General features: G+C 59.9%; 31 protein-coding genes. 5 read left to right on the forward strand and 26 right to left on the reverse strand.

The window, feature by feature from the left end; genetic code table 11:
- Window positions 1-81 precede the first annotated feature (81 nt).
- Window positions 82-339, forward strand: coding sequence for a hypothetical protein (locus JN524_RS05055; RefSeq protein ID WP_202368708.1), 258 nt, complete (start codon window positions 82-84; stop codon window positions 337-339).
- Window positions 340-382: 43 nt separating this feature from the next.
- Here the strand turns inward: JN524_RS05055 and JN524_RS05060 are convergent, their stop codons facing one another.
- The 4 genes from JN524_RS05060 to JN524_RS05075 all read right to left on the reverse strand — a co-directional run bounded on the left by JN524_RS05060 (window position 383) and on the right by JN524_RS05075 (window position 2,864).
- A complete protein-coding gene (locus JN524_RS05060) occupies window positions 383-877 on the reverse strand; it encodes a hypothetical protein (RefSeq protein ID WP_202368709.1) in 495 nt (164 codons plus the stop codon).
- A complete protein-coding gene (locus tag JN524_RS05065) occupies window positions 870-1,610 on the reverse strand; it encodes an alpha/beta hydrolase (RefSeq protein ID WP_202368710.1) in 741 nt (246 codons plus the stop codon). Before JN524_RS05065 ends, JN524_RS05060 begins: the two co-directional genes overlap by 8 nt.
- 46 nt (window positions 1,611-1,656) lie before the next feature.
- A complete protein-coding gene (locus JN524_RS05070; protein WP_237402963.1) occupies window positions 1,657-2,226 on the reverse strand; it encodes a hypothetical protein in 570 nt (189 codons plus the stop codon).
- A 158-nt stretch (window positions 2,227-2,384) separates the two neighbouring features.
- Entirely contained in the window at window positions 2,385-2,864 is a 480-nt protein-coding gene (locus tag JN524_RS05075; protein ID WP_003226995.1) for a GNAT family N-acetyltransferase, read from the reverse strand.
- Between the two features lie 205 nt (window positions 2,865-3,069).
- On the opposite strand from JN524_RS05075, the gene JN524_RS05080 reads away from it, so the two are divergent.
- From JN524_RS05080 to JN524_RS05095, 4 genes are all read left to right on the forward strand, one after another.
- Entirely contained in the window at window positions 3,070-3,726 is a 657-nt protein-coding gene (locus JN524_RS05080) for an HD domain-containing protein (protein WP_202368711.1), read from the forward strand.
- Window positions 3,727-3,820: 94 nt separating this feature from the next.
- The gene (locus tag JN524_RS05085) at window positions 3,821-4,165 is read left to right on the forward strand and encodes a hypothetical protein (RefSeq protein ID WP_047295624.1); all 345 of its coding nucleotides are present in this window, start codon (window positions 3,821-3,823) and stop codon (window positions 4,163-4,165) included.
- Window positions 4,166-4,209: 44 nt separating this feature from the next.
- Window positions 4,210-4,464 carry a hypothetical protein gene (locus JN524_RS05090; RefSeq protein ID WP_095137223.1) on the forward strand — a complete coding sequence of 85 codons (255 nt, stop codon included), beginning with the start codon at window positions 4,210-4,212 and terminating at the stop codon, window positions 4,462-4,464.
- A gap of 142 nt (window positions 4,465-4,606) precedes the next feature.
- A complete protein-coding gene (locus tag JN524_RS05095; protein WP_202368712.1) occupies window positions 4,607-4,987 on the forward strand; it encodes a Rho termination factor N-terminal domain-containing protein in 381 nt (126 codons plus the stop codon).
- Between the two features lie 117 nt (window positions 4,988-5,104).
- Here JN524_RS05095 and JN524_RS05100 read toward each other — a convergent pair whose 3' ends face one another.
- The 22 genes from JN524_RS05100 to acpP all read right to left on the reverse strand — a co-directional run bounded on the left by JN524_RS05100 (window position 5,105) and on the right by acpP (window position 26,339).
- Complete coding sequence (locus JN524_RS05100) at window positions 5,105-6,034, reverse strand: PfkB family carbohydrate kinase (RefSeq protein WP_202368713.1); 930 nt, start codon at window positions 6,032-6,034, stop codon at window positions 5,105-5,107.
- Window positions 6,027-7,493, reverse strand: coding sequence for a purine-cytosine permease family protein (locus JN524_RS05105; RefSeq protein WP_202368714.1), 1,467 nt, complete (start codon window positions 7,491-7,493; stop codon window positions 6,027-6,029). Before JN524_RS05105 ends, JN524_RS05100 begins: the two co-directional genes overlap by 8 nt.
- 167 nt (window positions 7,494-7,660) lie before the next feature.
- Window positions 7,661-8,659, reverse strand: a complete 999-nt coding sequence (locus JN524_RS05110; protein ID WP_202368715.1) for an ADP-ribosylglycohydrolase family protein — start codon at window positions 8,657-8,659, stop codon at window positions 7,661-7,663.
- Complete coding sequence (locus JN524_RS05115) at window positions 8,656-9,369, reverse strand: GntR family transcriptional regulator (RefSeq protein ID WP_202368716.1); 714 nt, start codon at window positions 9,367-9,369, stop codon at window positions 8,656-8,658. The genes JN524_RS05110 and JN524_RS05115 overlap by 4 nt, the downstream gene beginning before the upstream one ends.
- Window positions 9,370-9,636: 267 nt before the next feature.
- The gene (araH, locus tag JN524_RS05120; protein ID WP_027612371.1) at window positions 9,637-10,605 is read right to left on the reverse strand and encodes an L-arabinose ABC transporter permease AraH; all 969 of its coding nucleotides are present in this window, start codon (window positions 10,603-10,605) and stop codon (window positions 9,637-9,639) included.
- A 12-nt stretch (window positions 10,606-10,617) separates the two neighbouring features.
- Window positions 10,618-12,162, reverse strand: a complete 1,545-nt coding sequence (gene araG, locus JN524_RS05125; protein ID WP_134787069.1) for an L-arabinose ABC transporter ATP-binding protein AraG — start codon at window positions 12,160-12,162, stop codon at window positions 10,618-10,620.
- A 33-nt stretch (window positions 12,163-12,195) separates the two neighbouring features.
- Window positions 12,196-13,200: a substrate-binding domain-containing protein gene (locus JN524_RS05130; RefSeq protein ID WP_027612369.1), complete on the reverse strand. Its 1,005-nt coding sequence runs from the start codon at window positions 13,198-13,200 to the stop codon at window positions 12,196-12,198.
- Between the two features lie 136 nt (window positions 13,201-13,336).
- Window positions 13,337-14,155 carry an SDR family oxidoreductase gene (locus JN524_RS05135; RefSeq protein ID WP_202368717.1) on the reverse strand — a complete coding sequence of 273 codons (819 nt, stop codon included), beginning with the start codon at window positions 14,153-14,155 and terminating at the stop codon, window positions 13,337-13,339.
- Window positions 14,156-14,425: 270 nt separating this feature from the next.
- Window positions 14,426-15,301: an SMP-30/gluconolactonase/LRE family protein gene (locus JN524_RS05140; RefSeq protein WP_202368718.1), complete on the reverse strand. Its 876-nt coding sequence runs from the start codon at window positions 15,299-15,301 to the stop codon at window positions 14,426-14,428.
- Window positions 15,302-15,433: 132 nt separating this feature from the next.
- Window positions 15,434-16,150 (reverse strand): FadR/GntR family transcriptional regulator, encoded by a 717-nt coding sequence (locus tag JN524_RS05145; RefSeq protein WP_202368719.1) that lies wholly within the window; start codon window positions 16,148-16,150, stop codon window positions 15,434-15,436.
- A 193-nt stretch (window positions 16,151-16,343) separates the two neighbouring features.
- A complete protein-coding gene (locus JN524_RS05150) occupies window positions 16,344-16,904 on the reverse strand; it encodes a DUF1285 domain-containing protein (RefSeq protein WP_202368720.1) in 561 nt (186 codons plus the stop codon).
- Between the two features lie 15 nt (window positions 16,905-16,919).
- A complete protein-coding gene (locus JN524_RS05155) occupies window positions 16,920-17,525 on the reverse strand; it encodes a DUF4823 domain-containing protein (protein ID WP_007950810.1) in 606 nt (201 codons plus the stop codon).
- 169 nt (window positions 17,526-17,694) lie between these two features.
- Window positions 17,695-18,663: a GTP 3',8-cyclase MoaA gene (locus tag JN524_RS05160; protein WP_064588674.1), complete on the reverse strand. Its 969-nt coding sequence runs from the start codon at window positions 18,661-18,663 to the stop codon at window positions 17,695-17,697.
- A gap of 137 nt (window positions 18,664-18,800) precedes the next feature.
- Window positions 18,801-19,439 carry a TetR/AcrR family transcriptional regulator gene (locus tag JN524_RS05165; protein WP_007950805.1) on the reverse strand — a complete coding sequence of 213 codons (639 nt, stop codon included), beginning with the start codon at window positions 19,437-19,439 and terminating at the stop codon, window positions 18,801-18,803.
- Between the two features lie 467 nt (window positions 19,440-19,906).
- Entirely contained in the window at window positions 19,907-20,692 is a 786-nt protein-coding gene (locus JN524_RS05170) for a TatD family hydrolase (RefSeq protein WP_202368721.1), read from the reverse strand.
- A gap of 15 nt (window positions 20,693-20,707) precedes the next feature.
- Window positions 20,708-21,064 carry a PilZ domain-containing protein gene (locus JN524_RS05175; protein ID WP_027612362.1) on the reverse strand — a complete coding sequence of 119 codons (357 nt, stop codon included), beginning with the start codon at window positions 21,062-21,064 and terminating at the stop codon, window positions 20,708-20,710.
- A gap of 42 nt (window positions 21,065-21,106) precedes the next feature.
- Entirely contained in the window at window positions 21,107-22,090 is a 984-nt protein-coding gene (locus JN524_RS05180; RefSeq protein ID WP_202368722.1) for a DNA polymerase III subunit delta', read from the reverse strand.
- Window positions 22,083-22,715, reverse strand: coding sequence for a dTMP kinase (tmk, locus tag JN524_RS05185; protein WP_139054895.1), 633 nt, complete (start codon window positions 22,713-22,715; stop codon window positions 22,083-22,085). The genes JN524_RS05180 and tmk overlap by 8 nt, the downstream gene beginning before the upstream one ends.
- A gap of 19 nt (window positions 22,716-22,734) precedes the next feature.
- A complete protein-coding gene (gene mltG, locus JN524_RS05190) occupies window positions 22,735-23,931 on the reverse strand; it encodes an endolytic transglycosylase MltG (protein WP_202368723.1) in 1,197 nt (398 codons plus the stop codon).
- A 3-nt stretch (window positions 23,932-23,934) separates the two neighbouring features.
- Window positions 23,935-24,750 carry an aminodeoxychorismate lyase gene (gene pabC, locus JN524_RS05195; protein WP_202368724.1) on the reverse strand — a complete coding sequence of 272 codons (816 nt, stop codon included), beginning with the start codon at window positions 24,748-24,750 and terminating at the stop codon, window positions 23,935-23,937.
- Window positions 24,750-25,994, reverse strand: a complete 1,245-nt coding sequence (gene fabF / locus JN524_RS05200; RefSeq protein ID WP_027612357.1) for a beta-ketoacyl-ACP synthase II — start codon at window positions 25,992-25,994, stop codon at window positions 24,750-24,752. Before fabF ends, pabC begins: the two co-directional genes overlap by 1 nt.
- 108 nt (window positions 25,995-26,102) lie before the next feature.
- On the reverse strand, window positions 26,103-26,339 hold the full coding sequence (acpP, locus tag JN524_RS05205) for an acyl carrier protein (RefSeq protein WP_003175607.1): 237 nt from the start codon (window positions 26,337-26,339) through the stop codon (window positions 26,103-26,105).
- Window positions 26,340-26,478 lie beyond the last annotated feature (139 nt).

Below are 26,478 nucleotides of genomic sequence, written 5' to 3' on the forward strand. Positions count from 1 at the left end.
GGAAAATCTCAATATATAAATATCATTCCCATATTATGGGATTTACAAGTGTGACAGCCGTTTCTTCGCCAAATCTCTAAAATGCCGATCCCATTCACGCGACGACCGCTCTCGACAGGTTCAAGGAAGAAAAATGAAAACCGCTTTAAAGGCGTTACTGCTCTGCAGCGCAGCCTGACTCGTCGCGTGGGAGAGACGGCGCAGATTCCGGATTTCAGTCAGGGCTACACCTACTGGAAAGCGGCCTTCGATGAAGAGAAGGCCGGGGCTTTCAAGATTTCCGTGCGAAAGACACTTGATGGGTTGCTCAGCGGTCATTGGGAATCCGCAGAGAAATGAGCATCAGAACAAGGCTTCCTGTGATCAGGCAAGAAGCCCAATCTCAATACTTGTCAATTTCCTTGAGCAGCTCAGCAACAGGAATATTCATCACTTCTGAATAGTAGATTTTGTAGGAGTAGGAGTTGATTCTGACTTTGCATGCGATTGTTTTTCGCCCCGCTAATACAGTGCTTAAGTCCTTGCTGCCCATCAGCGTTTCACTCGTTGAGTCTTTCACACGATAAAACATGAGATCCGCTTTGAAAGTGGATCCGTCTGCAGGCTTCAGAGGCTCAATCCATCCTTCACCATATTCATTCAGATTGCGCGACTGCGAAAAATCTCTACTCTCCCCCAAAGCACAAAGCAGCGACTGACTTATCTTGGACTTGAAGAGTTTGTCGACATCGACGTCGGACGAAAAACTGACTTGGTAAATGTTTCGATCCAAGTAGCGCTCCACCCTCAAATACTCGATTTTTGCAGTAGGTTTTCCGTGGCTGATCGCACATGAAGCACACATCGAAAACATCAAAATCAGAATTAACTTACGCACATTTCCTTCCTTTAAAATGCAACACCACCGACTCCATCAGAACATCTCTGGCTGACAGCCCAGCGCCAAGATCGGCAATATAAATGGCCCATGCATCAGCGTGGTTAACGTCAACCCTGCCATTCATGTTCGGACCGCTCTTCATATCCCACTGTTCTCCGAAATCAGCCACCAGGTCGGAAAAAGTCCAGTCCTTGGCATCGGCTCTCACATTCACCCAATATTCAGCCTTAGGCGCGGGCTCTTTCTGATAGATATTGGAAATACCCCATACGATCTGCCCTTCCCCGACCGGATCAAGAGTAACCAGTACCGGAATTCGGTACCCCTTGTCGGCGAGGACTTTTGATAAGTGAGCTCCGTTCCACCCTCCCAGGCTGTGTCCGATAATGTAGACCGGTGTCGTAAGGTCTGAAATTTTATCCAGTACGTTTGCCTTCAGCCCTTCTTCACTGACGAAAGAGTTGTAGCCAATATGGTGTGCGTCGTACGTATCCGCGCAAAGCCCCTCTGCATCCATATTCTTCACAAAAATTTTGAGGGCCTCCGCAACGTTATTATTAGGTCCGGTTCCGTAATAACTTTCTTTATCCCCCGCCCCACCCACAAAAAACAGGACGATCTTCTTCGGAGCAACTGTAGCCTGCTTAACAGTACCATCGGTTTTACAGGTCAAATCGTGCGTTACTACTAGCCTTTGACATCCCTTCAAATCAGGATTTTCAGCAGTCATCCAAACTACTCCACGAACAACTTGATGGATTCGGGAATGTGCGAGCTCACCGTATGAGTGAATCCCGCGTCATTGGTAATGCCATGGCAGTTTGCAGATGTCGCCAGGCTTGGTCGGTTTGCCAGGCCAGTTCGGCCGGCGCGGCGTCGTCGAGTTCGTTGAGCCAGGCGTTGTAATTGCGCAGTTGATTACGCTCGTAAGCCGTTTGCAGCAGATCGGCCATTTGCACGCCGAGGTCCAGATGATGTTCGGCGGTCCACTGGCCGATCTCGGAATAGACGTACCAGCCCATCGGCATCAACGCGCCGTCCTTGAGCAACGAATGGCTGGCGGGGGCGACGAAACCGCAACAGATGTGCAGCGTCAGCCAGCCCTGATGCGCGTCGATAAACGCATTCGGCTCGAAGTGGCGTAACGCGATCACACGGTAGTCACCCAGGCCGGCGCTGCGTGTCATGAGTTCGGCGTCGAGCCGCGACACAAACGCACGAATGGCTTTGCCGCCCGTGCGATTGACGATGCACAGGATGTCTACCGGTTGACGCTGAGGGTTGTCAGAGCAGCCTGAGTTTTTCACCAGGCCATACAGGCGCATTGACGCCCGCAATCCGCTCATCGCCGGTCACTCAGTGACACAGCGAAGGCCTCACGGGCGTGGAGAAGTTTTGCCAGAAGCATTGCAGGTGTCGTCCGTGAGCGCGCAAAAATGGCGCGTAGAATGCCGGACTAGAGCGGTGGCGGCAATCACTTCAACATCGGATTGCCATCATCTCCTCAGCCTTCGGCAAACTCACGCAACACCTTACCATCCATGCGATAGCGCACCCACTCTTCTTGCGGCTGCGCACCGAGGGATTTGTAGAATTCGATGGCCGGGGTGTTCCAGTCCAGCACGCTCCATTCGAAGCGCCCGCAGTCATTGGCACAGGCAATTTTCGCCAGGTGCCGCAACAGGGTTTTGCCGGCGCCGCCGCCGCGTTGTTCGGGAGTGATGTAGAGGTCTTCGAGGTACAGGCAGTTGCTGCCGAGCCACGTCGAATAGCTGAAGAAGAACACTGCAAAACCGATCGGCACACCGTCACGCAGGCAGATCAGGCCGTGGGCGGTGGCGCCTTCGCTGAACAGGCTGCGCTCGATGTCGGTGACGCTGGCGATCACTTCGTGGCGAGCCTTTTCGAAATCTGCCAGTTCGGTGATGAAGGCGAGGATTTGCGGTGCATCGCTGGGGGTCGCCGGGCGGATTTCGATCGTCATGAACGGGCCTTGTCGGAAAAGGGAAAGCGCCATACTAAGGCCGGATGCGGCGCTCGTCACATGCCAAACCTGCAGAGAACCTTGTGGTGAGGGGATTTATCCCCGATGGGTTGCGCAGAAGCCCTGAAAAATGGGATTACTTCGCACTCCATCGGGGATAAATCCCCTCACCACGGAAAGCTCAACTCAACTGAAAGAAATATCTATGTCCGTCAGCGCTTTTGCCCCTCTGATCACCCTCGCCAGCGAACTGCTGCCGCACGCGCTGGAGCCGTCCGACGACGGCGCCCACGACCTCGCCCACCTGCAACGGGTCTGGCACAACGCGCGCACCTTGCAGGCCGAGGAAGGTGGCGACCTGGAAGTGTTGCTCGCTGCCGTGCTGCTGCACGATTGCGTGTCCGTGGAAAAAAACTCGCCGCTGCGCTCGCAGGCTTCGCGTCTCGCCGCAGAAAAAGCCGCCAGCGTGCTGGCCGATCTGGACTGGCCCGAAAGCAAAATCAGTGGCGTCATCCACGCCATCGAAGCCCACAGTTTTTCCGCCAACATCACCCCGCTGACCCTCGAAGCGAAACTGGTCCAGGACGCCGACCGTCTCGACTCGCTGGGCATGCTCGGTGTTGCCCGCACCTTCTACGTCGCCGGGCGCATGGGCAGTGCGTTGTACGACCCGCTCGACCCTGAAGCCAAGGAGCGCGACTACGACGACACACGCTTCTGTCTCGACCACTTCCAGACCAAGCTGCTGCGCCTCGCCGATGGTTTCCAGACTGGCGCCGGTCAGCGTCTGGCGCAGATCCGCCATCAGCGCCTGAAGGGTTTCATGGAGCAGTTCAAGGAAGAAATCGGCGTGGACTTATAGTCCAGTGCCTCGACCGTTCGTCGTTCATCAGGCACCAATCCAATTCAAGGGCAGACCAAACACAGGTAAGGAATTCAATCACTGGAGAAGCCCTATGATCCCGTCAAGGTTGACTGCCCTCGTTTTCGCCGCCCTGCTGAGCCCTGCGGTTTTCGCCGCTTCTACCACCGCAGCGGGCACAGGCCCCACCGATCCGGTTCCATCACCGCGCGCCCCTGCCATTAACAGTGCCCCAGGCATGAACACCGATGGCTCCGGCGTACCTTTGATCAACCAGCCACCTGCCACTGGCACCGACCCACGCACCCAAGGCAGTGACCCCGGTCGCCAGGGTGGCATGAACACCCCTGACTCCCCCGCCACACCCGATAACGCCGGACCCGGCATCGGCTCGAAAACCACCACCGGTGGTTCGGGCTCAGAAGGCAGCGGCCAGTAGTTCGCCGACGCGAGCGTCCTATTCACATCCATGAAGAGGTAACCATGAACGTCGATAAAAACCTGGAAAAAGAAGTCCTCACCCGCCTGCTGCACGCCCATCCAAGCGGACTGGGCAAAGAGGTGCTGGACAACTATCGCGGCGAGAAAGTGGTGGCCAGCGCCCTCGCCTCTCTGCAGGATCGCGGACTGATCCACCACGGTCATGTGACCTGCAACGAGGCCGGCGAACACTCGTTGAATTTGCCGATCAAGCTCAGTGCGGCGGGCGTTGAAGCGGCGCGAAAGCTGGATGTCTAGAAGCTGTGGTTGTGTGAAAGCATGATCGTGTAGGAGCTGCCGCAGGCTGCGATCTTTTGATCTTGTTTTTTAAAATCAAAGGATCGCAGCCTTCGGCAGCTCCTACACATGAACCCCGTCTACTGATGCAAGGAGAAATCCCATGCCTCGTGGAAGCAAAGACAAATACACCGCCGAACAGAAGCGCAAGGCCGAACACATCGAAGACAGCTATGAGAAAAAAGGCTTGTCGAAGGATGCAGCCGAGGCGCGTGCCTGGGCGACGGTCAACAAACAGTCGGGCGGCGGCGAAAAGGCTGGTGGTTCCGGACGCAAGAAACCGGCGAGTGCCAAGTCCGAAGACCGCAAGGAGTCGTCACGACGCGCAGTGGCCAGTCGCGCGGGACGTGCGCGTGACAGCAAGGCGTCGCGCGAGACGCAGACTCTCGACAGTCTGCGCAAAGAGGCGCGGGCGAAGAACATTGCCGGGCGTTCTTCGATGCGCAAGGATGAGTTGATTGCGGCGTTGCGCAAAGCGAGTTGATCCATTTTTTTGTGCTGAGCCGTGTGGCCCCTTCGCGAGCAAGCCCGTTCCCATATTGGAGTTGTGAAAGACGCAAATCCCCCCTGTGGGAGCGGGCTTGCTCGCGAAGGCGGTTGATCAGTCGCCGCAGGACTCGTGGATAAACGCATCCACCTCAGCAACTCCCGGCGCTGTCGCCGGCCCCCACCGCGTTACTGCCAAAGCCGCCGCCGCATTCGCCCGCCGCGCCGCCTCATGTGCGCTCAAACCCTGCGCCAACCCGGCGGCAAACACCCCGGCATGGGCATCACCCGCCCCGTTGCTGTCCACGGCTTTTACCGCAAACCCCGGCACATGCCGACGCTCGTCACGCTGCTGAATCCAGCAACCCTGCGGCCCATCGCGCACCACCATCAGCACATTCTTGGGCAGATGATCCGCCAACCGGTCCAGCGCTTGAGCAATGTCCGCCGCCCCGGTAAAGCGCAACGCCTCGATGCTGTTGCTGGTCCACACATCGATGCGCGGCAGCAGCGCCTGCATCAACGCCGAGTCCGGCGACTCCACCAACGGCCCCGGATCGAACACCACGTTGATCGCCTGCGGCAGCGCCAGCGTCCAGTCCAGCAGCGCCTGCGCCTTGCCTGCGTGCAGCAGGCTGTAACCGCTCACATAAACGTAATCGCCCGCCTCGGCCGCCACGCTGTTCAAGTCCTCTTCGGTGACCTCACCTTCAGCGCCGATGTAGGAAATGAAGCTGCGCTCGGCCGATGAGTCGGTCAGCGCCACACACAATCCAGTGTCGCGCTGTGCGGGTTGTTCGATACCGATTTGAATGCCTTCAGCGTTCATCGCCTGACGCGCCAGATCACCAAAACGCCCAGTGCCGTGGCGACCGAGATAGACCACCGGCAAACCGTTGCGCACAGCTGCGGCCATCACGTTGAAGCCGCCGCCAGCCTCGAAAGCGGCAGACTGCGCCAGCACATCGCCGCCGACTTGCGGCAACTGATCCACGGCCATGACCAAGTCGATAATGACCTGGCCGGTGTGCAACATCTTAGGCATGAGCATTCTCGACTTGCGAGGCGCGACGATCTTTCGCCCCACCGAGAACCAGGTAAATGCCACCGCCCACCACGAAGGTCACGATCCAGCCGAGGCCGTTGTGGCCCAGCCACGAGTCGGACAGAAAGCCCTTGAACCAGACATTCTCGGCGGTGGTGCCGATGGTGGTGAAACTGAAGCCGAGCACGATGGCAATCGCCCACGCGCCGAACGCGCGCCACTCGATGCCGCCGCGGTACCAGTAGGCGCTGCTCGGGCTGACATCGAGCAGGTCTTTCGGGCTGTAGTAATGACGGTGAAGCAGGTCGACGACAAAGATCCCGACCCACGCAGTGATCGGCACCGCCAGCAGCGAAATGAAGGTAATGAACGGGCCATAGAAGCTGTCGGCGATCAGCATAAAGTAGATCGAGCCGGCGAAGATCGCCACGATGTCGACCACCACTGCGTAGACGCGTTTGACCTTCAGACCGAGGGTCAGCGTGGTCAAACCGGCGGAGTACACCGACAGGTTGTTCGACAGCAGCAGACCGCCGAACGCGGTGATCAGGTACGGTACGGCCATCCAGGTCGGCAGCATGTCGCGGATCGCCACGATCGGGTCAGTCGCCGATGCCAGATCGTTGTTGCCCACCGACAGCAGGCCACCGAGGGTGATCAGCAGCACCAGCGGAATCCCCGCGCCGAACGCCGCCGAAGCAACCAGCCGCACAGCCTTGACGCTGCGGTGCTGATAGCGCGACATGTCGGCGCCGGCGTTGGCCCAGCCGATCCCGGTGCCGGCGGCCATGGTGCCGATGCCGATGATCATTGCGCTCAGCGGCGCCGGCGTGGCGTTGAACACGGCGCTCCAGTCGATGGTCGCGCAAAGGAAGCCGCCGACCAGAATGTTCAGCGCGCCGAACACGTAGGTCGCCCACTTCTGGATCACCAGCAAGGTGGCGTGACCGAGACCGGAAACCGACAGGGTCAGCAGTACGAAAATTGCGATGAAGATCAGCGTCAGCACGGGCGCACTTTTCGCTTCCACCGGCGAGCCGAACAGGATCGAACACAGCGACAGCAGCACGAACGCAGCGGTGGTGGTGTTGACCGTTTCCCAGCCCAGACGCGACATCAGCGAGACCAGCGTCGGGCCGATGTTGCCGCGTACGCCGAAGATCGCCCGCGACAGGGTCAGGCTCGGCGCGCGGCCACGGCGGCCGGCAATCGAGATGATCCCGACCACGGCGAACGAACCGGCGGCGCCGACGATGGCAACGATGATCGCCTGCCAGATTGCCAGCCCGCGAAACGCCACCAGCGTGGCGCCCAATGGCAGACCGAGAATGGAAATGTTGGCGGCGAACCAGACCCAGAACAGTTGCAGCGGATGACCGTTGCACTCGGCTTCCGGCACCGGCTCGATCCCCCGGGTTTCCAGTTGCCCGGCGCTTGGCCCGGCGTTTGATGAACTCATGAACAGTGCTCCTGTTTGCCTTTATTGTGGTTGTGGGCAATTCAATCGCCTGCACATCTCCTGTAGGAGCTGCCGCAGGCTGCGATCTTTTGATCTTGATTTTCCGGCTGCCCGAAGACTGCTGGAGATCAAAAGATCGCAGCCTTCGGCAGCTCCTACACGGGTCCTCAGCGTAAGGTGAGGAGTCCTTTCACGAGGGGCTCAAGCTCCAGATGATTGACCGCTTTGACTGTGGCGATCATCGGCGCCGGCCAGCTCTCAAGGCCCAGGCAGGCCCCGAGCATGGCGCCGAGAATTGCCGCGATGGTGTCAGTGTCGCCGCCAAGGCTGGCGGCCATGCACAACGCTTCGAACGCGCTCATCTCGCCAACGGCTACTTGCTGCGCCAGGGCAAACGACACCACCACCGATTCCTGCGAGGCCACCGAAGTGCCGATCACGTCGTACAGCAGATCCGCCAGCAGCGCCTTGTCACTGTCGACGCTGATGGTTCGCGCCCAACTGATGCGCGAAGCGATACGCCCACCGGCGACCCAGTGCCCATGCGCCTCGGCCTGCTGCGCAATCTGCTGGCCAAGGTTCAATGCCTCGCCCAGATCCATGCCGTTGATCCCGGCCGAGACCACCGCCGCGACCGCCGCCGCGCTGGAAATCCCCAGCGTGGTGTTGTGGGTGACCTGACAGGCCTGCACCACGGCCGCAATGAAACGCTCGGGATCGGCGACGTTTGCGGCGATGCCCACCGGGGTGATGCGCATCGCCGCACCGTTGGTGGTGCCGTAACGCCCGGCCTCCTCCGGTGAATGGCCACCGAGGATCATTTCAATGGCGCGCTTGGTCGACGGGCCGAGCAGGTCCTGCGAGCCCTTTGCCTGCATTTCCGCCTCCCATTCGATCAGCCGTTGGGCGAGGACTGCCGGCTCGATGCGGCCCTTGCCTTCGACCAGCAACTCGCCGACCAGAATCGCCTGTTCGGTGTCGTCGGTGATCGAGCCTTTGGGCATGTTCGCGGCGATCGGTTGCAGAGGGCCGGCATCCTGCAGATCAGTGATCCGGCCAAAGCGGGTCTTGATCGTTTCGCGGTTCAACGATTGCGTCGGCATTCCCAGCGCATCACCGAGGGCCAGGCCATAAAACGCACCGAGGGCACGGTTGAGCGCGGTCATTTCGATTCTCCAAATTGCAGGTGCAGACGGAAATGCACCGGGTCGAGCAGGCTTTCGACCTGCTCCATGAAACGGTTCTGCCGGTCGTAGGTGGTGCGCAGGGCCTTGAGGAACACGGTTCCCACCGGGCGCCCGAGCAGCTCAGCGTCTTCGGCATTCAGCGGTTCGGCGCCGATCCACTGATCACCGCGCTCGCCGATGTAGCCGTAAGCGGCCAGGGTGATGGTCAGCGAGTTGTCGATCAGACCGACCCGCGGCAGGCTTTCCAGGCCGCCGGTCGCCGGCATCAAAGAACGTTCGAGGGACACCAGTGTGCCGTTGTTGGAACGACGACGGCGATCGAGGGTGATGAATTGGTCGGTGCCGAAGCGCGAAAGCAGATCAGGCCGCGTCACCGCTTCCAGGCGCAGCACTTCGGTGTTGATCAGCGCCCCGCTGTCGGCCAAGGCCTGCGCCCAGCCGCTGCGCTGATCGAGCACCATACCGTCGAAGGTGACGATCGAGCCGACTCCGCTCTGCGTAGCGATGTAATTGCGCCGCTTCAGTTCGGCCAGCGCTTCGCGCAACGTGCCACGGCTGACGTTGAATTCCTGAGCCAACTGATGCTCGCCGGGCAACAGAAAGCCGTCCTCCATGAGGCCGCTTTCGATGCGCCGGACGAGTTCGTCGACCACCCGTTGTTTCTTGTCAAATCGTACCTGTCTAATCATGTACAAATTGATACCCGAAACGGGTGCGGACGAGCAAGGGAAATTTAGGGAAGGTGACAGAAGGCGGGAGAATCAAAAGCCCCTCACCCTAGCCCTCTCCCGGAGGGAGAGGGGACTGACCGAGCAGTTTCACGCTCTACATCGACCTGAAAAATCCAGTCGATTATGGATTCAGCAAAGCACTTTCAGGTCGATGTATCTCTGAAAGATCCCCCAATCAGTCCCCTCTCCCTCTGGGAGGGCCAGGGTGAGGGGGAGCTTTTGATCTCAGCGTTGTTTGAGGCGATCGATGACGACGGCCAGCAACAGAATCGAACCGCGAATCACATACTGATAAAACGTATCAATGTTCTTCAGGTTCATCGCATTCTCGATGATTGCCAGAATCAACACCCCGGCAATCACATGCCGGATCATGCCGATCCCGCCGCTCAGCGACACGCCGCCGAGCACACACGCCGAAATCACCGTCAGCTCGAAACCCTGGCCGATCATCGGCTGCCCGGAGGTCATGCGCGACGCCAGAATCACCCCAGCGAGCGCGCCGATCACGCCGTGCACGGCGAAAATGATGATCTTGGTCCGGTCAACGTTCACCCCGGCGAGCAATGCCGCTTCCTGGTTGCCGCCGATGGCCATGGTGTTGCGCCCGTAGGTGGTGTAGTTCAGCAGCCAGCCGAAGAACAGGAAGCAGACAATGGTGATCAGGATCGGCACCGGTACGCCGAACAACTGGCCGTTGCCGAAGACGAAGAACGATTCCTGCGACACGCCCACCGCTTTGCCGTTGGCAAAAATGTACGCCAGGCCGCGAACGATCTGCATGGTCGCCAGCGTGGTGATCAACGCGTTGACCCGCAACTTGGCAATCACGATGCCGTTGATCAGCCCGACAATCAGGCCCATCACCAGCGCCGCGCTGACGCCGAGGAACACGCTGTTGGTGTCGCGCATCACCACCGCCGCCACCACACCGGCGCAGGCGATCACCGAGCCCACCGACAAGTCGAAGTGCCCCGACGCCAGGCAATAGAGCATGGTGCACGCGGCGATGCCGGTAGTGGAAATCGCCAGGCCCAGCCCGCGCATGTTCAGCGGCGAGAGGAAGTTGTCGATTAGCAAGGTGCAGGCGACGAAGATGCCGATGGCCGCCAGCAGCATGACCCAGTCGTCGAGGAAGCGCCGCAGATCCAGCGGTTTGCGGGGAGTCGGCAGCGCCTTGTTTTGGATGGTCATCATAGTCACCTCTCAGTTCGCCACGCCGTCAGCGCGATGGCGCGGCAAAGCCAGTTGCAGCAGGTTGGATTCATTGGCCTGGTCGCGGCTGACTTCGCCGCGCAGCGCGCCTTCGCAGAGCACCAGAATGCGGTCGGAAATGCCCATCACCTCCATGAGGTCGCTGGACACCACGATCACCGAAATACCGTCGGCGGCCAGGTTATGGATGATTTGGTAGATCTCGGCCTTGGCGCCGATGTCGATGCCGCGAGTTGGCTCGTCGAGCAGCAGCACCTTCATCGGCATCGACAGCCAGCGGCCGAGAATCGCCTTCTGCTGATTGCCGCCGGACAGGAATTTGATCTGCTGACCGGCGTGCGGGGTTTTGACTTTCAGCGCCTTGATCTGCTTGTCAGCGTTGCCCTTCTCCCACAGCCCGCGCAGCAGGCAGCCGAGGCTGGCATTGGCGCCGCGCGCGCTGATGTTGATGTTCTCGGCAACGCTGGCCAGCGGGATGATCCCCTCCTTTTTGCGGTCCTCGGGGCACAGCAGGATCCCGGCGGCAATCGCATCGCGCGGTGAGCGCAATTTCAATTCATGCCCCCGCAGCTCAAGGCGTCCGGCGGTGTTGCGCTCAAGCCCGCTGAGCAAGCGAAACAGCTCGGTGCGCCCGGCCCCGACCAGACCGAACAGCCCGAGAATCTCGCCCTTGTGCGCCTCGAAACTCACCGGCTCACGCAGCCCCGGGCCGAGCAAACCGTCGACCTTCAACGCCACCGCGCCGCGTGGACGACTGCGGTAATCGTAGATGTCCTGAATGTCGCGGCCGACCATGCAGGTCACCAGTTGATCGTGGGTCAACTGGCTCATGTCATCGAAGGTGCGCACGTAACGGCCGTCCTTGAACACCGTCACCGCATCGCAGATGCGGAACACTTCCTCCATGCGATGCGAGACGTAGAGCACCACTTTGCCCTCATCGCGCAGGCGGCTGATGATCGCCATCAAACGGTCGATTTCGCGCGCCGAGAGGCTGCTGGTCGGCTCATCGAAGGCGATCACATGCGCGCCACGGGACAGCGCCTTGGCGATTTCCACCAGTTGCCGCTGGCCGAGCGACAGACGCCCGACCTTGGTCTGCGGATCGATTTCATCGGCCAGGCCCTTGAGGCAGGCCAAGGCATTCTGGCGCAGGACGCCACGATTGATCAGGCCGAAACTGGCCGGCAAATGACCGAGAAACAGGTTCTCCGCCACGCTCATTTCCGGCACCAGATGCAGCTCCTGGTGAATCACCGCGACGCCGCTGCCGATGCTGTCGGCCGTCGACTTGAACGCCATGGTCTGCTCGCCGATCTGCAACTCGCCGCTGCTCGGAATGTAGGCGCCACCGAGGATTTTCAGCAGGGTCGATTTGCCGGCGCCGTTCTCGCCCATCAAGGCGTGCACCTGCCCCGGATGGGCGACGAAGCTGATGGCGTCCAGCGCCTTGACCCCGGGGAAGGTCTTGCCGATCCCGTTGAAGCGCAGGCTGCCGCCGGCGCTGCTTGCATGTGTCTGTACTTGCGCGTGCATCTGAGTCACCTCTTCACACCGATCGAGCAGCCATCAATTCCACAGGCCGATTTTTTCCAGCTCTTGCTTGAAGTTCTCACGGGTGATCAGGGTGACGTCGTCCATCGCCGTGTACTTCGGCGGCTCTTTGCCGGTGGTGACCCACTCATACATCATCTCGGCGGTCTTGTAGCCTTCGATGTGCGGGCTTGGCAGCATCGAACCGAAGAAACCGCTGTTGGGCTTTTTCAGCTCGCCGATGGCGTCGGTGCCGTTGATGCCGATGCCAATCACATTGGCCGCAGCGAACCCGGCGGCTTCGGTGGCGCGGACGCCGCCGAGTACGGTGTTGTCGTTCATGCCACCGATGATCAGGTTCTTCGCCGCACTGGGCAGCTTGACCAGCGCCGAGTTGGTGGCGTCCATGCTGCCCGGCACGTCGAGGGTTTTCAGCGCGGCGGTCAGGATGTGGTCTTTCGGCAGGCCGGCGTCTTCGAGCGCCTTCATCGAACCGTCGGTGCGTTTCTTGCCGGTGTCGAGTTCGTTGTAGGTGTTGACCACCGCGTAGGTGTCTTTCCAGTCCCAGTTGCGTTTCTTCGCCTCGGCGACCATCGCGTTGCCCTGCTTCTGGCCGACTTCGAACGCGGCCATGCCGAGGTACGGCACGTCCTCCATGAACTTACCGTTGGCGTCGACGAAACGATCGTCCACGGCAATCACTTTCAGGTCATTGAGCTTGGCTTTGGCCATGATCGCCGGGCCGAGCGAGACGTCCGGCGGGCAGATCACGAAGCCTTTGGCGCCATTGGCCGCGAGGCTGTCGATGGCCGAGAGGGTTTTCTCGCCGTCTGGCACGGCGATCTTGATCAGTTCGAAGCCTTTGTCCTTGGCGGCTTTCTCGGCGAAGGCCCACTCGGTCTGGAACCACGGCTCTTCAGCCTGTTTGACCAGGAAACCGATTTTCACGGCATCGGCAGCCAGCAGCGTACTGCTCAGACTGAACGCGGTGACCGCCAGGGCGGCACTGCACAGGGTACGAATCCCGAAACGACGTTTCATAAGCTGACTCCTTGTTATTTTTTTTGAGCGTTATTTGAAAAGCGTTAAAGCCCGGTTTTGCAATGTAGGACAAAAATAGTCATATCGTATGATGATTGGATTTCACGCGGAGTTCACCGCCTGAAACACGATCCACTCAGTCGTGGTACATCACCGAGCGCCCACCATCGATGGTGATGCACGAGGCGTTGATGAACGGCGCTTCATCACTGGCCAGAAACACCGCGGTCATCGCCACTTCGAGCGGCTGGCCAATGCGTTTCGGCGGGTGCAGATCGAATGCTCGCTGACGCTCGGCGTGGGGATCGGCAAAACCGTTCCAATAATCGACGTTGAGTTGCGTCTCGATGTACCCCGGGGCGATGGCGTTGACCCGAACGCCCTTCGCCGCGTATTCGATGCCCAGCGCCCGGGTCAGCCCAAGCAGGCCGTGCTTGGCCACCGGATACGGGAAGCAGCCGGGAATGATGTGGCTGGAATGGGTCGAGGCGATGTTGATGATGCTGCCGACACCCTGCTCGATCATCTGTGGCAGCACGGCTTTACAGCCAAACCAGGCGCCATCGAGATCAATGGCGAAGCAACGACGCCAGTCTTCTTCGGTCATTTGCAGCGGGTCGCGGAACACGTTGACCCCGGCGCAGTTGACCAGCACGTCGATGCGCCCGTGCAGCTCGATGGCCCGTCTGGCCATGGCATGCAGGTCTTGCTGGCGCGAGACGTCAGCCTTGATCGCCTGCACGTCGTAGCCCTTGTCGCGCCACTGGGCGGCAACCTTCTCGACCTTTTCTGCCTGAATATCGCTGATCACCAGTCTGGCCTGCTGCGAGGCGAAGGTGGCAACGATGGCTTCGCCGATGCCTTGAGCGGCACCGGTCAGCAGCACCACTTTGTTTTTCAGACGCTCACCCTTCGGCGGCGCGGGCACCGGCGGCAAGGAAAGAGGTTCAGCCATGGATCAGGACTCCTGTTCGTCAGCACAAAAAAACCGGGCATCTGTCGATGTCCGGTCTGGAAGACTGTGAAAACGAAACAGGCAGGCGCGGCGAGCGACGCCGGGCCGTTGCGAGACGCTGACTCCGCTGAGGAGTGCGATAGAGGTTCGCTGCATCACTTCACCTGTTTTGTTCTTTTTAAGTGTGAGTGCGTGTTACTGCTGGAGCCGACTATAAACCCGACTGTCGAATAATCTCAATATATAATTTTGCATCCCACATTTTGGGATTCAGCCTGCAAACCGCGTACAGAGTTTGCCCGGCACATCGACGCGCATCGACAGCACCGCGCCATCCAGCGGGTGGTTGTGCGGACTCTGGGCGCTGGTGATGTACAGGGTTTTCAGGTCTTCGCCGCCGAATACGCAACTGGTTGGCCGGCTGACGGGCAGGTCGATTTTGCGATCGACCTTGCCGTGCGGCGTCAGACGCAGCAGGCAGCTGCCGTCCCAACGCGCGTTCCACACATACCCTTCGGCGTCGACTGCCGAACCATCCGGGCCGCCGTTCTGGTCGGGGCCGTACCAGATATCTGCGTTGCCGAGATTGCCGTCGGTGTGAATGAAATAGCGATTGAGCGCCCCGTCGAGGCTGTCGCCGAACAGCAGTCTGGTGCCGTCGTCGCTCCACAACAGCGTGTTGGGAATGCCGAGACCGAGCAGCAATGGCGTGACACGCTGGTCGGGATCAATGCGAAACAAGCCACCGGAACGACGCTCAATCGGCAGGTCTTCGCCGTTGTCGCCGATGTTGTTCTGCATGGTGCCGAGCCACAGTCGCCCCTGACCATCGCAGCGTGCCTCGTTGGGCCGATTGCCCGGTTGCGGGTCGGCGATGCAGAACAGCGTCAGGCGTGGTTCGAGACCGGGGGAATCAAGATCCAGGCGATAGACGCCGCTGCTCAGCGTCACCAGCGCATCGCCGCTGGCACAGGGGATGAACGCGGAAACGTGCTCGGGCATCTGCCAGATCTGCACATTATTGCCGATCAGCCGCAGCGCCTGCTTGCCGGCGATATCGACCCAGTACAGTGCCTGGGTCGGGGCGTCCCAGAATGGCCCTTCGCCGAGCTTGGCGCGGTGTTGGGTTGCGGCGGTCAACGGCATATTGAATCCTTCATGTTGTTGTTTTAACTGTAGGAGTGAGCCTACTCGCGATAGCGGTGGGTCAGTGACGACGATTGTGACTGACCCACCGCTATCGCGAGCAGGCTCACTCCTACAGGGGAATCTGTGTTCTCAGCTGGCTTTTTTGTCGGCCATCACCTGTGGGTAAAAGCGTTTGATTGCCAGGTCGGCATTGTCAATCAGGGTCATGCAGGCCCACACGCCGCGCGCGGAGTCACGGGCGGCGATGGCGTCAGCCATGTCCTTGTGAATCGGCAATGTGCGACGCAGTTCATCGGGGTCGGCAGCGGAGACTTCAAACGACACGGCGAGCAAGGCGCCCAGGGCCGGGACCATTTGCTCGATGAACTGGTTGTGGCTGGCGGCCAGAATGCATTCGTGGAAGGCCTGGTCGGCACGGTTGTAGTCGATGCCGCTGTCGACCGCCCGCTCCAACGCGTTGTAGGCCAGTTGCACCGCGTGAATCTGCTCCAGGCTGGCGCGCTCGCAGGCCCAGCGCACAGCCATCGGTTCGATGGTACGGCGCAGGTCGAGCAGGTCATCAACAAAGTTTTCCGGCAGGCCGTTGCGTGAGAGCCAGCCGACGACTTGCGGATCAAACAGGTTCCAGCGCCGCACCGGCAACACCCGGGTACCGACTTTCGGCCCGACTTCGAGCATGCCTTTGGCAACCAGGGTTTTGATCGCTTCTCGGATCACGGTGCGGCTGACACCTAACTGCTCGCCCAGATCCGCCTCGACCTTGATCGCCTGCCCCGACTTGACCTGGCCAGCGGCAATCCAGCTGCCCAGCCAATCGACCGTTGACGCATGAAAGCTGCTGGACATGGAGACCTCAAAGCAGTTGGCGATGGGTGTCCACGCTAATGATCATATGATTAACAGTCAATCGGGATTTTCTACTGAAAAATAAAACCCCTGTAGGAGTGAGCCTGCTCGCGATAGCGGTGTGTCAGTCACCAGCAACAGTGACTGATCCACCGCTATCGCGAGCAGGCTCACTCCTACAGGGGGATTGTGATCAAGGTTCGAGGCCGATCCGGAAGAACTCGCCGCCACTCCACACACCCAGCCAGCGCTGCCCATCGATCTCACGACTGACCGCCAGTTCCACCAGTTGGTAAAACACATTGCGGTGAATCAGCGCTTCGAGGTTGGTGCGCACATGTACGTAAGGCGCGGGTTCCTGGGTTGTTGGGTCGATCTCGACGCGGAGCGGATGCTCCGCCCCGGCTTCGGCGGTCTCTTCAACGTTGGTGGTGAAACGCAGGACCTGCGCCTCGCCCTCGCCTTCGACCTCAACGGCAATCGCCACGAACGGCGCATCGTCGACTTTGATCCCGACCTTCTCGACCGGGGTAATCAGGAAATAATCATCGCCGTCGCGGCGGATGATGGTGGAGAACAGCTTGACCATCGGCTTGCGCCCGATCGGCGTACCCAGGTAATACCAAGTGCCGTCGCGGGCGATGCGCATGTCGATGTCACCGCAGAAGTCCGGGTTCCACAAGTGCACCGGCGGCAGGCCTTTGGTTTTGGGGATCTGCCCCAACAGGTCATTGGCTTTTTGCGGTCCACTCATGTCGTACTCCTTGGTTTATTGGTCGCCGACTCCCAGCAGGCTGCGCGCGTATTGCGCCAGCGGCGGGCCGATCAGGTCTTCCGGCTTGTTATCGTGGAACGTCAGTAAACCGCCACGACTCTTGATCCGTGCAGTATCAATCAAATACTGGGTGCTGGTCTCGATCAACATGATCTGAATCACCCCACCGTCGATGCCGAGGCGATCCACGGCTTCCTGATCGAGCCATTCGTCAGAGTTGCCGATGCGGTCGTCAGCCTTGGCGAAGCGGGTGTACAGCAGGTAGTGCGCGCCGGCATCTCGAGCTTCGCCCATCGCTTGGTCAAGACCTTCCGGGGCACGGGCGCGGCGGACCATCGGGAAGTATTCGACAAAACCCTTGAACGCTTCTTCTGCCACCACGTTCGGCCGTGGGTAGGAGCCACCCGGCGGTGCGAATGAACCTTGGGCGATGTAGATGAACGAGTCCGGCTGAATGCGGAAATTGTTCACCCGACGGCTGTCGCTGTGATCCAGCAGCCCCGCGTCGCTCATCTGATAGCGAGTGCCTTCGGCCATATCGCTGACAGTCATACAGCCGCCAAGCGCCAAAACGGCCAGCAGCAAAACCAGGCTACGCATCCTCATCCTCCAGAAGCCGGTGACGGAAAACCGGCGAATGGCCGTTAGATGCAGCTTTTGCGCCAGCTCAGGATCTGCGTCGAATGATGAATCGCTTTCGCGAGCAGGCTCGCTCCCACAGAATTGCGCAAAACCCTGTGGGAGCGAGCCTGCTCGCGAAAAAGAGGGATCAGCCGCCGATGATCTTCATGACGGTCGCACCACCGGAGAACGCCACTTCCTGCTTGTCGCCCAACGCCTTGACCAACAGACGCTGCAACGCCGGCAACGCCTGATGGCGCGGCTTGTCGAGCAGATCACCGACATAGTGGCGGTTGCTCGACGACAGGCAGCCGTGCAGCCAGCCGGTCGACGACAGACGCAAGCGCGAACAGGTGCGGCAGAACGGCACGCTTTCGTTGGCGATCACGCCGAAATGGCCTACTCCCGGGATCGCATAGCGCACGGCTGTGGCATCCACCGGCGCATCAGCCTGGGCGTACTCGTAGCGCTCGCCGATCAGGCTCAGCAGTTGCTGCAGACTGACGAACTGTTGCAGGAAGGCGTTGGAGTCGGTGGCGAGGTGGCCCATGCGCATCAACTCGATGAAACGCAACTCATAGCCCCGTTCCAGGCAGTAATCGAGCAGCGGCATCACCTGATCCAGGTTCTGCCCACGCAACGGCACCATGTTGACCTTGATCTTCAGTCCCGCCGCTTTCGCCTGGTCCATGCCATCGAGCACGGTCGCCAGATCGCCGCCACGGGCAATGCTGCGGAACGCGCCGGCATCCAGGGTATCGAGAGAAACGTTGATCCGGCGCAGGCCGGCATCCACCAGTAGCGGCAGCTTCTTCGCCAGGAGTTGACCATTGGTGGTCAGGCTGATGTCTTCCAGGCCCATCTTGCCGACGGCGCTCATGAAAGATTCGAGTTTGGGGCTGACCAGCGGCTCGCCACCGGTGATGCGCAAGCGCTCGATGCCGGCGGCTTCGATCAGATAAGCCACGCCACGGGCCATGGCCTCGGCCGACAGTTCATCCTGCGCAGCCACCAACCGCTTGCCGTTGGGCACGCAGTAGGTACAGGCGTAATTGCAGGCTGAAGTCAGGCTGATGCGCAAATTGCGAAAACGCCTGCCTTGACGGTCAACGATCATGATCACTCCGGCGATAGAATTTCGAGCCGCTAAAACTTGACTCACAAATCAAGCTTTAGCAAGCCCTATGCCTGAGTATATTCCTGCGGTACTGCGTCATGTAGCGAAATCATGGCGCAATAAGGCCGCTGAATGATTCAGCTGCTCGGCGTTTCCGGGTCGCGCTTGCGCTTGTTGCCCATGCGCACACCGATGTCCATCAGGAACTGGAAGAAACCTTCCTGATCTTCCAGCACATTGCTCCAGAACGGCGAGTGATACAGCGCCACCGCGCCGTGCACCAGCGCCCAGGACGCGCAGTAGTGGAAGTATGGCGGCACGTCTTCGAGCTTGCCTTCGCTGATCCGGCCTTTGATGAGCAGGGTCAGGCGTTCGAAGTTCGAGGCACGGATCTTGTGCAGCTCCTCGACCATTTCCGGCACCTGATTGCCTTTTACCACCTTCTCTTCGAGACGGTCGAACAGGCGGTAGCGCTGCGGGTCGCGCATGCGGAATTCGAAGTAGGCACGGGACAGCGCTTCCTTGTCCTTGTCGACATCGGCCGAATGCAGCAGCTCGTTCAAATCACGCTCGTAATCGAGCATCAGGCGCAGATAGATCTCGGCCTTGGATTTGAAATGCTTGTAGATCGTGCCTTTGCCGATACCCACGGCATCAGCAATCATCTCGACGGTGACGCTGTCTTCACCTTGTTCGAGGAACAGCTTGAGCGCGGTATCGAGAATTTCTTGCTCGCGGCGACGAAACTCACGGACCTTACGAGGTTCTTTGTGCATAAGAAAAGGTCTGTAGGGGTCAAAATTCGAAGCCGCGTATTATGCCTAACTTGCACAAAAATGCACGGATCATCCGACCACATCTGCGTTTCTTGTTCATTTTGCGAACGCCAGGGGTGCAATGAGAACTCAACTGAAGCGCACGTATTCCAAATTTGTTTAAAAACCCCGACCGGCTAACTGGACTGAACGCCAGACTGATCAATACTTGAACTGTCGGGCGGCATCTCCCCCAAGTGCCGTGCCGGTAAAGGTACCAAGGGACCGCGTGCCTTTGTTTTACTCCTAATGGTCTTAACCCGGATTCACCCCCCAGAACCCGGGTTTTTTTTGCCTGCGATTTAGCGCAAATTCCTGTCATTTACGCACACCGCACCATGTAGGAGCTGCCGCAGGCTGCGATCTTTTGATGTTGATTCTTTAAAAACAACATCAAAAGATCGCAGCCTGCGGCAGCTCCTACACGATCAGCCTTTTACATGCGCCAAGGGAAACAGGCGCTTGAAGTTCTCGGTGGTCTGCTCGGCAAACCGCTCGTAGCTCTCCCCACGCAGCATCGCCAGAAACTCCGCTACCTCACGCACGTATTGCGGCAGGTTCGGTTTGCCGCGATAAGGGATCGGCGCCAGATACGGCGAGTCGGTCTCCACCAGCAAGCGATCGGCCGGCACCTTGCTCGCCACGTCGCGTAGGGCGTCGGCATTGCGGAAGGTGACGATGCCCGACAGGGAAATGTAATAACCCATGTCCAGAGCAGCCTTGGCCATGTCCCAGTCTTCGGTGAAGCAATGCAGCACACCGGCCTGGGGCAACGCGGCTTCGCGCAGCAGTTCGAGAGTATCGGCACGGGCGCCACGGGTGTGGATGATCACCGGTTTGCCGGTCTGCTGTGCGGCTTGCAGATGCAGGCGGAAAGATTCCTGCTGCAGCTCGGCGGCCTCTGGTTCGTAGTGATAATCCAGACCGGTTTCGCCGATCGCCACCACTTTCGGGTGATTGAGTTCGTGCAGCAGCCAGTCAAGTGCAGGCGCCGCGCCCGGTTGCACATCCAATGGGTGCACACCAACCGAGCAATCGACGTCGTCGTAGCGCTCGGCGAGGGCTTTGACGTCGGCAGCGTTGTCGGCACTCACGCCGATACACAGGAAGTGACCTACCCCTCGCTGGCGAGCCGCATCGAGTGCAGCATCCAGCGAACCGTCATGGGCGGCGAGGTCGAGGCGATCAAGGTGACAATGGGAATCTACGAGCATAAAAAAGACGGCTACTTACATCGTATGAGTGGGACGGTCGGATTTCAGTGCTCCGGCCAGATGAGTTTCAATGCGACTGCGGGCGGTGTTGTCGCCTTCATTGAATTGCACGCCGACGCCGGCTGCGCGGTTGCCCTGAGCACCTTTGGGGGTGATCCAGGCGACCTTGCCGGCCACCGGAATCTTCTCCGCCTCGTCCATAAGATTCAGCAGCATGAACACCTCGTCGCCCAACTTGTAGCTCTTGTTGGTCGGGATGAACAGGCCACCGTTCTTGATGAACGGCATGTAGGCGGCGTAAAGCACCGATTTGTCCTTGATGGTCAGGGACAGGATGCCGTTGCGCGGCCCCGGGCTGATGGCTTCATTCATGTTGACCTCCACTGCTGATGTTCAGAGTCTAGGTACACATTCTTATCTTTGACCAGGCAATCCCGCCCATTGCACCAACAACGCTTCCAGCAGCAGTGCCGGGTTGAGGTTGGCTTTGCTCAGGACTTTCTGCCGCTGGGCGAGAATCCAGTCCTGTATATCGAGGACTTTGCCTTGGGCGCTTTTTTGCGCCAGGTACTGCACGACTTTGCGCATATCGGTCAGACCGAGACCGGCTTCATCCTGGGTCAGTTGGTAGCGCAGGATCAGGCTCGACCAGTCGCAGAACCAGTCGAACAGGCGCAGCATCGGAATGCTTTTCCACTCTTCGGCCAGTTGCGTCGGCGATTGCTGCTGTTTGAGCAGCTTCTTCACCCCTTCGACCACCTGCGCCCGCTGTTCACGCACGCCCTGGGATTGCAGGCTGACTGCCGACAACGGCGAACCAGCCGCTAGCGTCAGCAATTCGACACGCTCCTCTTCGGAACACTCCGGCAGCGCTTGCGCCAGCCACTGCAGGCTCATGGCCTCGCCCGGCAGCGGACACGCCTGCTGCACGCAGCGGCTCTTGATTGTCGGCAGCAAACGGCTCGGCTGGTGGCTGACCAGCAACAACACGGTATCGCCGGACGGCTCTTCGAGGCTCTTGAGCAAGGCGTTGGCGGCGTTGATGTTCATCGACTCCACCGGCTCGATCAGCACCACCTTGCGCCCGCCCAGCTGCGCGGTCTGCACCACGAAACTGACCAGATCACGGACCTGATCGACCTTGATCGCCTTGTCGGCTTCTTCCGGCTCAAGGATGTAGTTGTCCGGATGGCTGCCGGCCTTGAGCAGCAGGCAGGATTTGCACTCACCGCACGCCTCGGGGGTCGGACGCTGACAGAGCAGGCTGGCCATCAGGCGCTCGGCCAACGCGCGCTTGCCGATCCCGGCCGGGCCGTGCAGCAAGTACGCGTGGGCGTGCTGACTACGTCCGGCCAGTTGCTGCCAGAGGCTGTCCTGCCATGGATAGGCCTCAGCCACGAATCAGCTCCAGCAAGTTCGGAATCAGGGTATCCAGCGCTTGCTGAACCTTGACCAATGACTGACCGGCATCGATGCGCACATAGCGCGCCGGATCAGCCTCGGCGCGTTGCAGAAACGCATTGCGTACCGCTTCGAAAAACGCCCGGCCTTCCAGTTCAAATCGGTCCAGACGGCCACGGGCACTGGCGCGGGCCAGGCCGATTTCCACCGGCAGATCGAAAATCAGCGTCAGATCCGGACGCAGGTCGCCCTGAACGAACGTCTCCAGCGCAGCAATGCGTTCCAGCGACAAACCACGACCGCCGCCCTGATAGGCGTAAGTCGAGTCGGTGAAACGATCGCACAGCACCACCGCGCCGCGAGCCAGCGCCGGACGGATCACTTCGGCCAGATGCTGGGCGCGCGCGGCGAACACCAGCAACAGCTCGGTATCGGGGTTCATGACTTCATCGGCCGGGGCCAGCAGCACATCGCGAATGCGCTCGGCGAGTGGCGTACCCCCGGGTTCGCGGGTCAGCACTACTTCGACACCTTCGGCGCGCAGGCGCTCGGCGAGGTATTCGCGGTTGGTGCTCTTGCCGGCGCCTTCCGGGCCTTCCAGGGTAATAAACAAGCCAGTCACAGGCAGTCCTTAATCAAAGTCATTGCGCGTTCTGCGGTGCGGTCGTCGCGGGTTCGGCAGCAGGAGCCGGCGTCGGCGCGGGTTCCTGAGCGGGAACCTGTGGCAGCGCTTCAGGCGCGGTATCAGGAGATGCCGCAGGAGTCGCCTCCTCGGTCGCAGTAGCCGGAGCGGCCGGCACATTCGCCGGGGCCGGGCTGGAGCGGTAATCGGCGCGGCGCTTGAGCTGGAATTCGCGCACTGCACTGTTGTGTGCGTCCAGATCATCGGAGAACACATGGCTACCGTCGCCACGGGCGACGAAATACAGGCTGTTGCCTTCCACCGGATTGAGCGCGGCGTGAATCGCCTCGCGGCCGACCATGGCAATCGGCGTCGGCGGCAATCCGGGAATCACATAGGTGTTGTAGGGCGTCGGCTCCTTGAGATGAGCTCGGGTCAACTTGCCGGTGTAGCGATCGCCCAGGCCGTAGATCACGGTCGGGTCGGTCTGCAACTGCATGCCCAGCGCCATGCGACGCACGAACACGCCGGCAATCTGCCCACGCTCCTGCGGCACACCGGTTTCCTTCTCTACCAGCGAGGCCATGATCAGCGCCTGATATGGCTCGCTGTACGGCGCATCAGCGGAGCGGTTTTCCCACTCCTTGGCCAATACCTCGTCGAGGCGGTCAAAGGCTTTCTTCAGCAACTCGACGTCGGAGACGCCCCGCACGAAGCGGTAGGTATCCGGGAAGAATCGCCCTTCCGGGAACAGCCCGCGATGGCCGATTTTCTCCATCACTTCGCTGTCGCTCAAGCCCTTGAGGGTCTGCTCGATCTTTTCATCTTTGGCCAACGCGGCACGGACCTGGTGGAAATTCCAGCCCTCGACCAGTGTCAGGCTGTACTGCACCACTTCGCCGCGCTTCCACAGGTCAATCAGACCGTTGACAGTCATGCCCGGCTGCATGCGGTATTCGCCGGTATGGATCGGCGTACCGGCCAGGTTGAAGCGCCAATAAATGCGCAACCAGAAGGCGTCCTTGATGACACCATCGGTTTCGAGTTCAAGAAAGGTACGGGTCGGTGTCGAGCCTTTCGGCACATCCAGCAGTTCTTCCTGCGTGATGTTCAGGGGCTGTTCCAGCGCCGAATGAATTTTCCAGGCGCTGGCGCCCATCAGCAGCCCTGCCAGAACCAGTCCGGTTTCCAGCAGCAGCAAGAGTTTACGTCTCACGAATCAGGCATCCAGTAGCGCACGGGCAATGGTTTGCAGTTTACGGGTGAGCGGGCCAACCGGCCAGCTCAGTGCAGCGTAGGCGCGTACCGGCCAGACGCCATACACGCTGTTGCACATGAAGACTTCATCAGCCCATTGCAGCTGTTCGAGGCTGATGTCGGTGATTTGGATGGGGATGGCCAATGACTCGGCCTGAAACAATATTTCAGCGCGCATCACTCCGGCCACGCCACAGCGCTTCAGATCCGGGGTGATCAGTATGCCGTCGCGCACCAGAAACAGGTTGCTGAACACGCCTTCGATGACGCGCCCGGCCTGATCGAGCATCAAGCCTTCGGCGTGTTCGCCGTCGCGCCATTCAGCGCGGGCGAGCACTTGCTCCAGACGATTCAGATGCTTGAGACCGGCCAGCAACGGCTGGTTGGATAACCGCGTGACGCAGGGAAACAGGCGCACGCCCTGCTCGCCATGCACGGCAGAATAAGTCGCAGGCGGACTGCCTTGCAGAATGCGTCGACCCTGCGCCGCAGGATCGGGCGCGTAGCCGCGCAAGCCATCACCACGGGTGAGAATGAGCTTGAGCACGCCCTCGCCCATTGCCGCGGCATAAGCCAGCAGCTCGCTGCGAACCCGCTCGATATCCGCGGCGATGGCCAGACGCGAGCAGCCCTCGGCCAAACGCGTCAGGTGACGATCCAGCAATATCGGCTGGCCGCCGTGCACGGCAATGGTCTCGAACAGCCCATCGCCATAAGCCAGGCCGCGATCTTTCAGTGACAGAGCGTCAGCCGGCTGACCGTCGACCCAGCTGTCCATCAACCGGCGAACCGACGGAATGCCAATGTGCCGTTGGTGCCGCCAAACCCGAACGAGTTGGACAGTACGACGTCGATATCCATGTTGCGCGCAGTGTGCGGCACGAAATCGAGATCGCAGCCTTCATCCGGCTCATCGAGGTTGATGGTCGGCGGTGCCACCTGGCTGTTGATCGCCAGCACACTGAAGATCGCCTCGACCGCGCCCGCCGCACCCAGCAGGTGACCGGTCATGGACTTGGTGGAGCTGACCGCCAGGTTGTAGGCGTGCTCACCGAACACGGTCTTGATCGCGTTGGCTTCGGCAAGGTCGCCGGCCGGGGTCGAAGTACCGTGGGCGTTGATGTACTGCACCTGGTCGATGTTGATCTTCGCATCGCGCAGCGCATTGGTGATGCAGCGCGCTGCACCAGCGCCATCAGCGGGTGGCGACGTCATGTGGAACGCATCGCCACTGGTGCCGAAGCCGATCAGCTCGGCGTAGATCGTGGCGCCACGGGCCTTGGCGTGCTCGAGCTCTTCGAGTACCAGCGCACCGGCACCGTCAGACAGCACGAAGCCATCACGGCCCTTGTCCCATGGACGACTGGCGCGAGTCGGCTCGTCGTTGCGGGTCGACAGCGCACGGGACGCGCCGAAGCCGCCCATGCCCAGACCGCACGCGGCCATCTCGGCACCACCGGCGATCATTACGTCGGCTTCGTCGTACATGATGTTGCGCGCGGCCATGCCAATGCAGTGCGTACCGGTGGTACAGGCAGTGGAAATGGCGTAGTTCGGCCCCTGTGCACCCAGATGGATGGACAGAAAACCGGAAATCATATTGATGATCGAGCCTGGCACGAAGAATGGCGAAATTCGACGTGGGCCCGTCTCATGCAGGGTACGGCTGGTTTCTTCGATGTTGGTCAGACCGCCGATGCCCGAGCCCATGGCCACGCCAATGCGCTCACGGTTGGCGTCGGTGACTTCCAGACCGGCGTTGCGAACAGCCTGAAAACCCGCGGCCAGACCGTACTGAATGAACAGGTCGAGCTTGCGTGCTTCCTTGACCGACAGGTATTCCTCGACATTGAAGCCCTTTACCGAGCCGCCAAAACGGGTGGAATAGGCAGAAAGGTCGGTGTGTTCGATCAGACCAATGCCACTGCGGCCAGCCAGAATGCCCTGCCAACTGCTCGGCACATCCGTGCCCAGTGGCGACAACATACCCATACCGGTGACTACGACGCGTCTACGCGACACAGCACTCTCCTTTTTCAAATGACGACTTTGCATCAGGCCTAAAGAAAAAACCGCACGCCATGATGGCAGTGCGGTTTTTCCATGACAGCAGACAACGATTACAAACTATTACGCCTGGTGGCTAGTAACGTAGTCGATTGCAGCTTGTACAGTAGTGATCTTCTCAGCTTCTTCGTCAGGGATTTCGGTCTCGAATTCCTCTTCCAGAGCCATCACCAGCTCAACGGTGTCAAGGGAGTCGGCACCCAGGTCTTCAACGAAGGAAGCAGTGTTGACCACTTCTTCTTCTTTAACGCCCAGTTGCTCGGCAACGATTTTCTTGACGCGCTCTTCGATGGTGCTCATACCTTGTTTTCACTCCTAATGGACAAATTCAGGCAGCTGGCCAGTGGGTAAGTGTATAGAAAGGCTTTTCAGCTTTTCAACTGAAAGCTTCACTCCTCAAACCCTGCGGCCCTCTGCCTATAAATAGATTGCAGCTTTA

This window comes from Pseudomonas sp. MWU318, from assembly GCF_016756945.1.
Taxonomy (GTDB): Bacteria; Pseudomonadota; Gammaproteobacteria; order Pseudomonadales; family Pseudomonadaceae; genus Aquipseudomonas; species Aquipseudomonas putida_A.